This is a genomic window from Gordonibacter faecis (genome assembly GCF_030077735.1).
Lineage (GTDB): Bacteria > Actinomycetota > Coriobacteriia > Coriobacteriales > Eggerthellaceae > Gordonibacter > Gordonibacter faecis.
On record NZ_JASJEU010000013.1, the window covers coordinates 138,336 to 151,421 of the forward strand.

Consider the following 13,086-nt stretch of genomic DNA (forward strand, 5'->3'; position numbering starts at 1 on the left):
TATCTGGACGCTATCCTGCTGTCAAAGTGCGCAAAAAATTGTACGTTACCGATGCAGCCATAATATCGGCTTAATATTTATTTATTCTCGTTTCATCCCTGTAATTTCTGATTCCTCTGCATCAAGCTGCGATCGGGGAATCTTCGCTCCCAAGTCTTGAAGCATGTTAGCAAGTACCTCTATTTTCTCAGTAAGGGCTTCGCTCATGTCGCCTGCACGCCTGATGCGCGAAAGTTCCACGTAGACCTTTGCTATTGCATCCTTGAGAGCCTTGAAAGTGCGTGTGCTGGGTTGAACGACGATGGTGGTATCTGTAAGTTTGGACATGATATATTCCTGCTTGGTCATGTTTGCCGTTTTGGCAAGCAAGTTCACCAGATCGTTCTCCTCGGGTGTGACCCTGAAAGCGATGGTCATGTTCCTCTTTCGTCTCTCGTTGGGGCAGGGCATCAGAAAACATCTCCCTTCGACACTTCTAGCGCGTTCGCCATTTCTTCTTGCACGTTAGGGAAGAGGTGTGCGTATCGGAACGTGATGTCCGTTGCCTCGTGGCCTAACCTCTCGGCAATCGCGAGGGCCGAGAATCCCATGTCGATGAGCAGGCTTACATGGCTATGCCTTAAATCATGGATTCTGATTCGTTTCACACCGGTCTGGGCGCACCCTCGCTTCATCTCATGGGCGAGGTAGTGCTTGGTCGTCTTGAACATGCGTTCGTCTTTCTCGATGTTCGGGATGCCCTCCAGGTACTCTTCGACCTCCTCTTTGAGGAATTCGGGAATCTTTATCGTCCGCACTGACTTGGGGGTCTTAGGATCGGTTATGACATCCCTGCCGTGCAGGCGCTGGTACGAGGAGTCGATGCGCATCTCTAGTCGCGATAAATCAAACGAGCTCGGTGTGAGTGCGAGCAGCTCTCCTTCGCGCACGCCCGTCCAATATAGAATCTCGAACATGATGTAAGACATTGGCTTTTCCAGCATCGCCTCGGAGAATCTGAGGTACTCGTCCTTCGTCCAGAACAGCATCTCTCCGGCTTCCTTCGCTCCGATCTTCATAGTCTTGATTGCCGGGTTGGGGTAGAGGCCGTAGTATCTGGCCGCGTGGTTGAAGATCGCGGTCACCTGATTGTTGATGGTGCGCAGGTAGGTGGGAGAGTACGCCTCGCCGTTCGCGCGCTTTGCATCCATGAGCCTGTTCTGCCAATGGATGATGTCGATGCTGCGGATGTCTTCCATCCTCATGCGACCGAAGAACGGCTCTATCTTCGTCCGGATAATGTGTCTCTTAGTCGCCCACGTTGTCTCGCGGATGCGGGGCTTCATGTCGTCCTCGTAGATAGTAAGGAAATCCGAGAACTTCATGGCCATCGACTGCCCGCGCGTCGCCTTGTAATCGTTCTCCCAGTCCTCTGCCTCGGACTTGCTCGCGAAACCTCGCTTGAACTTGTGGACGTCTCGTCCTTCCTTGTCCTTGCAGCGGAACTGCACGGTGAACGTGCCGTTTGGCATTCTCCTAACGGACATCGGTGACCTCACCTTCTTTGCTTCTATCGCCGAAGTACACAGCTTCGAAATACTCGTTGCTCACGCGGCCGGGGATCACCTTGCAACCGCGATGTGCCATTTCTTCGTTGAGCTCCCGGATAACGGTGTAGGCAGTCGTCCGAGAAACCCCGAGACGGTCCGCCACCTCTTTGGCGGTGAGCATCCTTCGCAATGCTTCCATTCTGTCCTCCTAAACAGTTCAAAAACGAACGGTATAAGAAGATACTATACGTTCAATAACGAACGGTCAATACGTACCGTTCGTTTTCGTGCTATTCTTTCCAGATAAGCTTACAACCCGGCGTTGCAGAAGAGGCGTTCATGAAAACAGGCGAACTGATACGCAGATACCGCAAGATGCGCAAAATGACTCAGGCGGACCTCGCCGAGGCCTGCGGGCTTTCTGATTCCGCCATCAGGAACTACGAGCTGGGCAATAGAAAGCCAAGCGAGGCGCACGTGAAAAGCATCGCCCAGGCCCTGGAAGTAGCTCAGGAGGCGCTTTTGGATGTCGACGTTGACTCGGTCCGCAAGGCCCTCGAATACCTTTTCAGAATCGACGAGGGGACCGGGTTGAAACCAGCAAGGGGTGCGGAGGGCGATGTCTTCCTGACAGTCGATCGCAACTCCCCGAAGGCGCCCAAGCTATCCACTGCGTTGGAGGCATGGATGCGGCAGCGTGAGCGACTAGATGCTGGGGAAATCTCCCAGGAGGAATACGACGCTTGGAAGGCCAGCTTCGGAATGTCCGATTTGTAATCACCTCGGCATGTTTCGCCTTTTCCGGAAAAGCCTTGTAATCACCCCTCAGATATCTCTATTTGCAAGCCCCTCCGGGAGTAATCGGAGGCCGTTTTCGGCGTCTCAAGCCATCTAAACCGACCTTAGAATGCATCGATCCTCCGATTTTTCGCGAAAAAATATCCCCCTATTTTGACCTGGGATTCTTGTCTTTCAAGTTCTCGAAAGGGCGGGGTGATTACAAAGTGATTACAAATCGTTGTTTCGCGGCGGGAATGCCTGAAAGAATAAAATCAGGTGGTTTGCAAGCGTGCCTTTAGGTGTACATGGTTGAACATGGCTGTCAAGCAGTACCTAACAGCGTCCACCTTTTTGGGATAATTTGAATCATTCGAGCAGATGAAAGGCTAAAAATTTACCCCTAGAAAAGACTATTTTCCAGGGGCAGTAGAGTTGGATTATTCTCGAGATTCGCTGGTGGTTATATTGATTCTTGCGTACCGTGGTGTACTAATGTTCACTGGAATAACTCCAGGTGGATTGCACTTTTTAGGGCTCAGGCCTACTCCCACTCGATCGTTGCAGGTGGTTTGCTGGTTATGTCGTAGGCTACTCGGTTTACTCCGGGGACTTCGGAGACTATGCGACCTGAAATGCGTCCCAGAACTTCGTACGGCAACTTTGCCCAGTCGGCGGTCATGGCATCGCTGCTCTCGACGGCTCGTAGGATGATGGGGTAGCCGTAGGTGCGTTCGTCGCCCATGACGCCCACGCTTTTGATATCCGGCAGCACGGCGAAGTATTGCCAGACGGGGCGCTCGACCTCGGGGCCGCCGGGTGTTGTGCGCACCAGCTCGCCACCGCGTTCGCCGACCGCCTCGTTCACGCCGATGTTGTACGCATCCAGCTCCTCGCGGACGATAGCATCAGCCTCCTTCAGCACGTGCAGCTTGTCGCGGGTCACGGTGCCGATGATGCGAATGGCCAGGCCAGGGCCGGGGAAGGGCTGACGGTGCACGATGTGGTCGGGCAGCCCCAGTGCCGTGCCCAGCGCGCGCACCTCGTCCTTGAAGAAGTGATCCAGCGGCTCAATCAGGTCAAAGTGCACACCCTCAGGAAACGGAATCAGGTTGTGGTGGCTCTTGATGGTGGACGCCTTGCCGCCGGTCTTGCGCGCGCCGCTCTCGATGATGTCGGGGTAAATGGTGCCCTGCGCCAGGAACTTCACGGGACGACCTCCCTCGGCCAGATCCTGCGCCACGGTGAAGAATTCCTCCCAGAACTGCGAGCCAATGATGCGGCGCTTTTCCTCGGGTTCGGTCACGTCAGCAAGCAGCGCAGCGTAGCGGTCCTCGGCATGCACGTGCACGAAATCGACGTCGAACTGCTTCGTGAACACGGCTTCCACTTCCTCGGGCTCATTCTTGCGCAGCAGCCCGTGGTTCACAAACACGCAGGTCAGCTGCTTGCCGATGGCCTTCGCGCACAGCGCAGCCACCACCGACGAATCCACGCCGCCCGACAGGCCCAAAATCACGCGCGCGTCGCCCACCTGCGCGCGAATGGCTTCCACGGCGTCGTCAATGATCGAGTCCATCTTCCACGTGGGCTCCAGCCCACAAATGCCGAACAGGAAGTTTTGCAGCAGCTCGTCGCCGCAGGCCGTGTGGCGCACCTCAGGGTGGAACTGTGTCGCGTACAGCCGGCGCTCGGCGCACTCCATCGACGCCACCGGGCACACGTCAGTCGAGGCCGTTACCACAAAGCCCTCCGGCACCTCGGCCACGGCGTCGCGGTGACTCATCCACACGGTCTGCTCCGTCAGTGTCTCGCCATACAGCGCCGACGCACCCGAATCGCACCGGCGCAGCGTTGCCGCCCCGTACTCGCCGGCTTCCGTGTGGCCAACCGTGCCACCCAGCGTCACGGCCATGATCTGCTGTCCATAGCAAAAGCCCAGTACGGGAATGCCCAACTCGAAAATCTCCGGATCAATCGAGGGTGCATCCTCGGCGTACACGCTTGCCGGGCCACCCGACAAAATGATGGCTGACGGCGCCATAGCGCGTACCTCATCAGCGGAAACATCGCACGGCACAATTTCGGAATACACCTGCAAATCGCGCACGCGGCGCGCAATGAGCTGCCCGTACTGGGCCCCAAAATCGACAACGATAACCAACTGGCTGGCAGGTGCGGTGGTCATAGTGAGTCTCCTTTTCGCGCAACGCGGCGCGTCCCTCTCGCGTTTTCCGCACCCATCTTACCCGAAACCGCCGCAGCGCCAAGTCACGCCACCCAGCCTGCACGCGTTTTGCACGATCGGGCGGCCGAGGTTAGCGAACAGCAGGGCGAACAGCACGCAGAACAGCAGGGTGAACAACACGCAGAACGGCATGCCGAAAAGCACGCAAAAACAAGGTGCACCCTCCGCGACGAAACGCTACAATAAGCGGCTTGCGACTAGTACCCAACCGAACAGAAGCGAACGCCTCCGTGTCCCAACCGAAGCAGCGACAAATCGACCTGGTGAACGAGCCTATTGGCTCTGCGCTTGTGCGCCTTGCGGTGCCCATTATGGCGTCGGCGTTTTTGGCGACGGCGTATAACATCACCGACATGGCGTGGATTGGCCTTCTGGGTGCAAACGCGGTGGCGGCGGTGGGTGTTGCGGGCATGTTCACGTGGCTGGCCTCGGCCATTGTGGTTATGGCGCGCATGGGCGGACAGGTGAATATGGCGCAGGCGCTGGGCAACCGACACCCCGAGCAGGCCGAGACCTTCGCGCGCGGCGCCCTGCAGCTGGCCACTGTGCTCGCGATGGTGTACGCGGCCGTGTGTCTGATCTGCGCCGACGCCCTCGTGTCTATCCTCGTCCCCGACGACCCCAGCGTCGCGCGGGAAGCGGCGCTCTACCTGCGCCTGTGCGGCGGCCTTATCCTGTTCCTCTACATCTCGCAAACGCTCACGGGGTTGCTCACGGCCCAAGGCGACTCCAAAACGCCCTTCAAGGCCAACGCCGCCGGCCTCATCATCAACATGGTGCTCGACCCGCTGCTCATCCTCGGTCTTGGTCCCGTGCCACAACTCGGCGTGCTGGGCGCGGCCATCGCCACGGTGTTTGCGCAGTTCATTGTTGCAACACTCATGATTGTAGGCATTGTGCGCGACAAAGGAGAGGCGAACGTGTTGCGCCGCGTGCGCTTGCGGCAGCCCGCGGGGAGGGCCTGCTTCTCGCGCATTGTGAAAATAGGCTTGCCCGCCGCCATCCAAAGTGCGCTCTATGCCATCATCTCGATGGTGCTCACGCGCATGGTGGCTGCGTGGGGAAGCGGTGCGGTGGCCGTGCAGCGCGTGGGCGGGCAAATTGAATCGCTCACCTGGTGCACCGCCGAAGGTGTGGGCTCGGCGCTCAACGCGTTCACAGCGCAAAACTTCGGCGCGCGTCGCCCGGAGCGCATCCGGCGCGGGTACCGCCTGGCGTTCATCGCCGTGGCGGTGTGGGCGCTTGCTGTGTCTGCGCTGTTCATCGTATTCCCCGAGCCCATTTCATCGGTGTTCTTCCATGAAGCAAGCGTGGTGGATATCTCGTCGTCGTACCTGGTGGTCATCGGTATTGGCGAGGCGTTCATGTGCATTGAACTCATGACCGTGGGCGCGCTCTCAGGTCTCGGCCGCACGAAACTGTGCAGCGCCATCAGCGTTGTCCTTACCGGCTCGCGCATTCCGCTCGCGCTGCTGCTGAGCGCCACGCCGCTTGGCCTTGATGGCGTGTGGTGGGCACTCACGCTTACGTCCATTGTAAAGGGCGTCGTGTTCTGGTTGGTGTTTCGCCACATCGCGCGCCGGCTTCCTGAAGCACCTGCGCCCGCACCTGCAAGCACAGGCGCAGTTGCAGGCTCCAGCACCACTCCCGACGCCGAAAGCGCCCCTACCGCAGCGTAACGCCCTCGGGCAACTCAATGCTTGCCAGGTCGAACTCGTCCTCGTCCTCTTCGGCAACAACGGGCGCTACCTCTTCAACCTTCGGCTTCCCGAACGCCGCGTCGAAGGCATCGAAGCGGGCGCGCGGCACGGCGAATACGAGGTGTCCAATAACTCCCGGATGCGCCTCAATCCACGCCTGGAACAGGCCGATGACCTGCTGCTCGTCATACCCCTCGCGCCCGCAGCCGAATGCTCCACACACCAGGGTCTCGCAGCCGTTGGCAGCCGCAATGCGCAGCAGCGTCTCAATGCGCTTCGCCAGCGCCTGGTCGCATTCACGCTCCGACCGATGGTTTGCCAGCGCGCGTGCGCGGTTCGGCTCGGGCAGGGCGATGACATCCGCCTTGCGAAGGGTGCCCTCATGCGAGAAGGCCACGTCAGGCAGATAAAGGGCGCGGTCGGTGAACAGCTGCCCCCGCTGAAAGCCGCGGTTGGCATCGTGGTAGGTTTCCTTGAGCCCGCACAGGATGGGGTAGAGGTTACTCTCGGCGCACAGCACCTGCTCAGGGCCGAATGCGCCATCCTCGTAGCCGCCGCCAGGTCGTGTGAACGACGCCGGATCCACCACAGCCGTCTTGCCGTGCGCCTCGCGCAACGCCGCAGGAGCAAAAGCCGTGGTGACGGAGGTCTCGGTGGCCTCAAAAGCGGGCTCCGGAAGCGGCAGTTCGCGACCTTCGCCATCTTCATAGACAGTTGCTGCGGCAATGGTGGCCGCCGTGTCGCTCGCAAGCGCCCCCCGCATGAGGGCAAGATGCTTCGCGGCCAGGGCTTTTCGTTCGTCTCTGTCAGGCATGGTTCCTCCTTCGTTCGCTTACGGGTATTGTAACGGAAATGCGGCCGCACGCGACGAATGCGCCCCGTGTGTCCACGCGCTCGTCGTATACTATGCCCATTGAGTCGAAGGGGGAAGCGTGCGCAGGCATCGCGTGAAAGCGTCACTGGTTGGTCTGTTTCTGGCGTTATCGTTGCTCGCGTTGGGATGCACCACCCCCATGGCAGAAGCGCCAGCGCCGCCAGCCCCACCGGCCGCGCAAGCCCCTCCCACCAGCACACCCGCGCCCCAGCCCGACGTGTCCCCAAAGCCTCAGCCCTCCGTCGACCTCGCCTCCATCCCGCCCTATGCCGGCTTGCCGTATGTCGAAATCAACAGCGGCACCCCTTCCTTCTCCGCCGAAGACCTCGCTCGCGCGCCCTTCGAAGAGTACGCGCCCCTCGACAACCTCGGTCGCTGTGGCGCGGCGTTCGCGCTCGTCGGCCCCGAGACAATGCCCACCGAGAAGCGTGGCAGCGTCGGCGCGGTCAAGCCCTCGGGATGGCACCTCGTCAAGTACGACATCGTGGACGGGAAGTACCTCTTCAACCGCTGTCACCTCATTGCCTATCGCCTGACCGGCGAAAACGCCAACGAGCGCAACCTTATCACGGGCACGCGCTACCTCAACACCGAAGGCATGTCGCCGCACGAAACCGCGGTGGCCGACTACGTCGAAGCCACCGGGAACCACGTGCTCATGCGCGTAACGCCCCTGTTCGAGGGCGAGGAACTGGTCGCGCGCGGAGTGCAGCTGGAGGCGCGCTCGGTCGAAGACGGCGGCGCGGGCATCAGTTACAACGTGTACGCCTACAACGTGCAGCCGGGCATCACCATCAATTACGCCACGGGGGAGAGCGCCCTCGACGGCACGGTGGAAGCCGATCGCCCGCTCGACGCCACGCAGTACGCCTACGTCCTCAACACGAGCACCAAGCGCTTTCACCTGCCCGCATGCCCCTCGGTCGACGACATGAACGAGAAAAACAAGCAGGGTTTCAACGGCACCCGCGACGAGGCGCTCGCACAAGGCTACCAACCCTGCGGCCGCTGCAAGCCGTAAGCACGCGGCGCGGACGCCGCGCAGCGTGCGGCGATGTTCCTCCTGTGGTTTCTTGGGGCCGCCAACTCATCCTCGTGTACAATTCCGGCACGCAGTAATCGCATCGATACGCCCAAGGATACGCACGTATGATCATCGAAGCATTAAAAGCTTTCCTCATTGGCATTGTGGAAGGCATCACCGAATGGCTGCCCATTTCATCCACCGGCCACATGATTCTCGTGGACGAATTCGTGAAGCTGCAAGTGTCTGACGACTTCCTCAAGCTCTTCCTCGTGGTAATTCAACTGGGCGCCATCATGGCGGTGCTCATTTTGTACTTCCACAAGCTGAACCCCTTCTCGCCGCGCAAAACGACGGCCGAGAAAAAGGGCACGTGGCGGCTGTGGGGCATGGTGGTTATCGGCTGCATCCCGGCCGCCATTTTTGGGTTTGCGCTGGACGATTGGGTGAACGACCACTTCTATAATAAGGTAACGGTTGCTGCGATGCTCATCGTATACGGCATCGTGTTCATTGTGCTGGAGCGCCGCAACCGCCGCCGTCTGCGCGAGGCTGAGGCCGCCGTCGCCCGCCCGCGCGGTCGCCACGCGCGCCTCGCGGATGGCGACATTGCCGACGAGGCCGAAGCGCACCTGTTCAAAATCACAGACGTGGACGACATCGACTGGAAAACGGCGCTCAAAATCGGCTTCTTCCAGGTGCTCGCCATCATTCCGGGCACGAGTCGCTCCGGCGCCACCATCATCGGCGGCATGCTGACCGGCTGCTCGCGCACAGCGGCGGCCGAGTTCACCTTTTTCCTGGCCATCCCCGTCATGTTTGGCTGGGGCGTGGTGAAGTGCATCAAGTTCATCGCCGCCGGTCTCGCCATGACCACGACCGAGATTGTGGTGCTGGTGGTGGGCATTGTCACAGCGTTTGTCATGTCGGTGGTGGCCATTAAATTCCTCATGGGCTACATCAAGAAAAACGACTTCACCGCCTTCGGCTGGTACCGCATCATCATTGGCGTACTGGTCCTCGCCTACTTCGCCTTCGAATCAATGGGCATGCTGCCGTAGGGGAGCGTCTCCAAACCACGATTCACCCGCGGCTTCTGCGGGAATTTGGGCGGCGCGTCTGATTGGCGCGTCGCTTTTGATATTATGGTGGGCACACGAGGGTCGGATCGTCTGGCGGGCGATTCAGCCATGCTCGTTACCGCATTTTGAGGTATGAGAGGACAAGTCGATGTCTGAGAAAGACAACTCCCTTGCGGAGATTCAAGAACATCGCGCCAAGATCGACGAGATCGACCGGCAAATTGTCGCGCTGCTGAACAAGCGCGCCGGCCATTCGCTGGTTATCCGCGGTCTCAAGCCCGGAGCCCATCTGGGCCTGTACGATGCCAAGCGCGAAGAGGAAATCTTCGCCAAGGTGGGCAGCTATAACGAGGGTCCCCTGTACAACGAGAACCTGCGCGAAATTTACGCCACCATTCTCAAGATCATGAAGGAGACCCCGTCCGTATGAGCGAAGTGACCATAGCACCCATCCCCGACCTGGGCGCACGCTCCGACGAGATCACCATTTTCGCCGGTCCGTGTTCCGTAGAGTCGGTCGAACAGTTCGAAGAAGTGGCGGAATGCGTAGCGGGCCTCGGCCTGAAGTGGATTCGCGGCGGCGCGTTCAAGCCCCGCACGAATCCGCACTCGTTCCAGGGCCTCGGCGAAGAGGCGCTCAAAATCATGCAGGACGCGGGGCGGAAGTACAACCTGCTCACGCTGACGGAGGTCATGGACTCGGCCCACTGTGAGCTGGTTCACTCCTACGTCGACGGCCTGCAAGTGGGAGCCCGCAACTTCCAGAACTTCAGCTTGCTGAAAAAGATTGGACAGGTGACCGCCGAATCGCACAAGATGGTGCTGTACAAGCGCGGCTTCGCGGGCACCATTGCTGAGTGGCTGGCTGCCACCGATTACCTCACCGCCGAGGGCAACGAAAACGTGGTGCTGTGCGAACGCGGCATCCGCACGTTCGAGACGGCCACGCGCTTCACGCTGGACATTGCGGCCATCCCGGTCATCCACAAGCAGTCGCTCTACCCGGTGTGTATCGATGTGTCGCACCCCGCCGGTCAGCGCGATCTGGTGCCGTCGCTCGCCTACGCCGCCGTGGCAGCCGGCGCGGACTCCCTCATGATTGAGGTGCACCCCAACCCGCCCGCGGCTCTATCCGACGGCCCCCAGCAGCTCACCCCCACCCAGTTCGAAAAACTTGTAGGCGAACTGCGCGAGATCGCGGCCGTGTTCGGCAAACGCATCATGTAGAACGCGAAGTTTCCTGCATACGCAAGCTCACCAGCCTTCCGCACGCCACAGCGCGCGGAAGGCTTTTTCATGCTCCCACTCCCACCTCGCCCGCATTCTGCGCACGCGCGATGTGGGAATGCGTTGCACAGCGCGCCCGACGCCAACAAAAGGGGTAGAATACAGGGCCGCACGAAAACGAGAGACTTTGAGACAACACAGAGGGACCACCACATGCCAATCGATATTGAAACGCTGAATGGGCCGCAGCGCGAGGCGGTTGTTACGACTGAGGGGCCGCTGCTGGTGCTTGCGGGCGCGGGCTCGGGCAAGACGCGCGTGCTCACGTACCGCATCGCGAACCTCATCGAGAACCACGGCGTGGCGCCGTGGCAAATTCTCGCCATCACGTTCACGAACAAAGCGGCCGCTGAAATGCGCGAACGTCTGGGGGCGCTCGTGGGCCCACAGAGCCGCGGCATGTGGGTGTCCACCTTCCACAGCATGTGCGTGCGCATTCTGCGCGCCGACGCCGAGCGCCTCGGCTTCACGCGCAACTTCACCATCTACGACACCGACGACCAAAAGCGCCTCTACAAAGAAATCATGGCCGAGCTTGACGTCGATCCGAAGCGCTTTCCGGTAAACGCCCTCATGAACCGCATCTCCACGGCGAAAAACGAACTGGTGGTGCCCGGCGAATTCGAAAAGCAGGCCTCCGACCCGGTGGGGAAGGTGGCTGCGCGCGTGTACACGCGCCTGCAGGAGCGCCTCAAGGCCGCGAACGCGTTCGACTTCGACGACCTGCTGCTCTATTCGTACCTGCTGCTGAAGAACCATCCCGAGGTGCTCGACGCCTATCAGGATCGCTTCCGCTACCTCATGGTGGACGAGTATCAGGACACGAACCACGCCCAGTACGCCATCACGGGCCTGTTGGCCGCGAAGCACCAGAACATCATGGTGGTGGGCGACGACGACCAGTCCATTTACAGCTGGCGCGGCGCCGATCTGCGCAACATCCTGGAATTCGAACAAGACTACCCGAACGCGCACGTGGTGAAGCTGGAGCAGAACTACCGCAGCGTAGGTAACGTGCTGGCCGCCGCGAACGCCGTCATCGCGAACAATCAGCACCGCAAGCAGAAAAAGCTGTTCACGGCCGCCGAGGACGGCGAGAAAATCAAAGTGTTCATGGCCTCCGACGAGCGCGACGAGGGCCGCTGGATTGCTGGCGAGATAGAGAAGCGCCGCGCTGCGGGCCTCTCGTATAACCAGATGGCCGTGTTCTACCGCACGAACGCGCAGAGCCGCATGCTGGAAGATATGCTCTTGCGTGCCGGCGTGCCGTACCGCATCGTCGGCGGCACACGCTTCTTCGACCGCGCCGAGATTCGCGACGTCATGGCCTACCTCACGCTCATCGTGAATCCGGCCGACGACATCGCAGCCAAGCGCGTCATCAACGTGCCGCGCCGCGGCATTGGCAAAACCACCATCGAGCGCATCGAGCAGTTTGGGCGCGAAATGGACATGCCGTTCATGGAAGCCGCTGAGTTGGCCATCGTCGACCCGGAGCTGCGCGCTTCCACGCGCCAGTCGGTCGCCTCGTTCGTAGGCCTGGTGAACGAAGCGCGCACCTACGGCGGTGAACTGCGCAAAGTTATCGAGATGATCATCGACAAAAGTGGCCTCATAAGCGCTTTGCAGGCCGAGAACACCGACGAAGCGCGCGGCCGCATTGAGAACATCCAAGAATTCCTCGGCGTCGTGGACGAGTTCGTCGAAACCCACGACGACGAGGACGCCGATTATGCGGCACCCACTGCGGGCGAAGGCGCTGAGGAAGCCGCGCCCGTGCGCGTGCTCCGGGGCGACTCGCTGGCGGACTTCATCGAGTGGGTGCGGCTGCGTACCGACCTCGATACGGTGGCGGAAGACGGACACGCGGTCACGCTCATGACCGTGCACTCTTCCAAGGGTCTCGAATTCGACTGCGTGTTCGTGGCGGGCATGGAAGAAACGCTGTTCCCGCACATGAACAGCGTGGCCGATGCGGCGGGCATCGAGGAAGAGCGTCGCCTGGCCTACGTGGCCATCACGCGCGCTCGCAAGCGCCTTTACCTCACGTGCGCCTCGCAGCGCCAGATCTTCGGGCAGACGTCGGCGAACCCGGTGTCGCGCTTCATTCAGGAAATTCCCAGCGAGCTGCGCGAGACATCCGGCGTGGGATCGGCCGGGTTCTCGGGCACCGGATGGGAAAAGCGTGGCAGCCGCCGCGGCATCGCAGGCAGTGGCACCGAGGCGGGGGAGGGCCGCGTATTCGGCCGCTCAAGCGCTTCCGGCTCTGCGTCGCGCTCAAGCACACGTACCGGCGAGTCTTACAGCCGCCCCGAGGCAGGCAAGAAGGCGGCTGCAAAGATGACGTTTGCCACCGGCGACACCGTCGACCACAAGACGTTCGGTCGCGGCAAGGTAACAAAGGTGGACGGCGACACCCTGTTCGTCAAGTTCGCCAAGACCGGCCAAACGAAGAAACTCCTAAAGGACTACGCCCCCATCGTAAAGATCAACAGCTAAACAACCTGTTCGGCGCTCCGCAAGTCCAGCGTCCCGCCCGGCTGCTTCTCTGCAGGGCGGGACGCT

13 protein-coding genes are annotated in these 13,086 nt (G+C 60.4%); 7 read left to right on the forward strand and 6 right to left on the reverse strand.

Annotated elements, in window-relative coordinates; all coding sequences use genetic code 11:
* Nucleotides 1-81: 81 nt before the first annotated feature.
* Genes QNJ86_RS07100 through QNJ86_RS07110 form a run of 3 tightly spaced genes read right to left on the reverse strand, consistent with a single transcriptional unit; the run spans nt 82 to nt 1,728 of the window.
* Nucleotides 82-417, reverse strand: a complete 336-nt coding sequence (locus QNJ86_RS07100) for a plasmid mobilization protein (RefSeq protein ID WP_103265615.1) — start codon at nt 415-417, stop codon at nt 82-84.
* Between the two features lie 32 nt (nt 418-449).
* A complete protein-coding gene (locus QNJ86_RS07105; RefSeq protein WP_103265614.1) occupies nt 450-1,526 on the reverse strand; it encodes a site-specific integrase in 1,077 nt (358 codons plus the stop codon).
* Complete coding sequence (locus QNJ86_RS07110; RefSeq protein WP_103265613.1) at nt 1,516-1,728, reverse strand: HTH domain-containing protein; 213 nt, start codon at nt 1,726-1,728, stop codon at nt 1,516-1,518. Before QNJ86_RS07110 ends, QNJ86_RS07105 begins: the two co-directional genes overlap by 11 nt.
* 140 nt (nt 1,729-1,868) lie before the next feature.
* Between QNJ86_RS07110 and QNJ86_RS07115 the strand changes: the two genes are divergently transcribed.
* On the forward strand, nt 1,869-2,306 hold the full coding sequence (locus QNJ86_RS07115; RefSeq protein WP_103265612.1) for a helix-turn-helix domain-containing protein: 438 nt from the start codon (nt 1,869-1,871) through the stop codon (nt 2,304-2,306).
* 544 nt (nt 2,307-2,850) lie between these two features.
* Here QNJ86_RS07115 and guaA read toward each other — a convergent pair.
* A complete protein-coding gene (guaA, locus tag QNJ86_RS07120) occupies nt 2,851-4,494 on the reverse strand; it encodes a glutamine-hydrolyzing GMP synthase (protein ID WP_283831908.1) in 1,644 nt (547 codons plus the stop codon).
* 57 nt (nt 4,495-4,551) lie between these two features.
* Nucleotides 4,552-4,698, reverse strand: coding sequence for a hypothetical protein (locus tag QNJ86_RS07125; RefSeq protein WP_283831909.1), 147 nt, complete (start codon nt 4,696-4,698; stop codon nt 4,552-4,554).
* Between the two features lie 86 nt (nt 4,699-4,784).
* On the opposite strand from QNJ86_RS07125, the gene QNJ86_RS07130 reads away from it, so the two are divergent.
* The gene (locus tag QNJ86_RS07130; RefSeq protein WP_283831910.1) at nt 4,785-6,233 is read left to right on the forward strand and encodes an MATE family efflux transporter; all 1,449 of its coding nucleotides are present in this window, start codon (nt 4,785-4,787) and stop codon (nt 6,231-6,233) included.
* Here the strand turns inward: QNJ86_RS07130 and QNJ86_RS07135 are convergent.
* Complete coding sequence (locus tag QNJ86_RS07135; RefSeq protein WP_283831911.1) at nt 6,220-7,068, reverse strand: TIGR02452 family protein; 849 nt, start codon at nt 7,066-7,068, stop codon at nt 6,220-6,222. The genes QNJ86_RS07130 and QNJ86_RS07135 overlap by 14 nt on opposite strands.
* 118 nt (nt 7,069-7,186) lie before the next feature.
* Here QNJ86_RS07135 and QNJ86_RS07140 point away from each other — a divergent pair, with 118 nt between their 5' ends.
* The 5 genes from QNJ86_RS07140 (at nt 7,187) to QNJ86_RS07160 (ending at nt 13,020) form a co-directional block, all read left to right on the forward strand.
* The gene (locus QNJ86_RS07140; protein WP_283831912.1) at nt 7,187-8,149 is read left to right on the forward strand and encodes a DNA/RNA non-specific endonuclease; all 963 of its coding nucleotides are present in this window, start codon (nt 7,187-7,189) and stop codon (nt 8,147-8,149) included.
* A gap of 128 nt (nt 8,150-8,277) precedes the next feature.
* Nucleotides 8,278-9,213 (forward strand): undecaprenyl-diphosphate phosphatase, encoded by a 936-nt coding sequence (locus QNJ86_RS07145; protein WP_283831913.1) that lies wholly within the window; start codon nt 8,278-8,280, stop codon nt 9,211-9,213.
* Between the two features lie 169 nt (nt 9,214-9,382).
* A complete protein-coding gene (locus QNJ86_RS07150; protein ID WP_283831914.1) occupies nt 9,383-9,664 on the forward strand; it encodes a chorismate mutase in 282 nt (93 codons plus the stop codon).
* Nucleotides 9,661-10,461 carry a 3-deoxy-7-phosphoheptulonate synthase gene (aroF, locus tag QNJ86_RS07155; RefSeq protein WP_283831915.1) on the forward strand — a complete coding sequence of 267 codons (801 nt, stop codon included), beginning with the start codon at nt 9,661-9,663 and terminating at the stop codon, nt 10,459-10,461. The genes QNJ86_RS07150 and aroF overlap by 4 nt, the downstream gene beginning before the upstream one ends.
* Nucleotides 10,462-10,674: 213 nt before the next feature.
* Complete coding sequence (locus QNJ86_RS07160; protein ID WP_283831916.1) at nt 10,675-13,020, forward strand: ATP-dependent helicase; 2,346 nt, start codon at nt 10,675-10,677, stop codon at nt 13,018-13,020.
* The last annotated feature ends 66 nt before the right edge of the window (nt 13,021-13,086 follow it).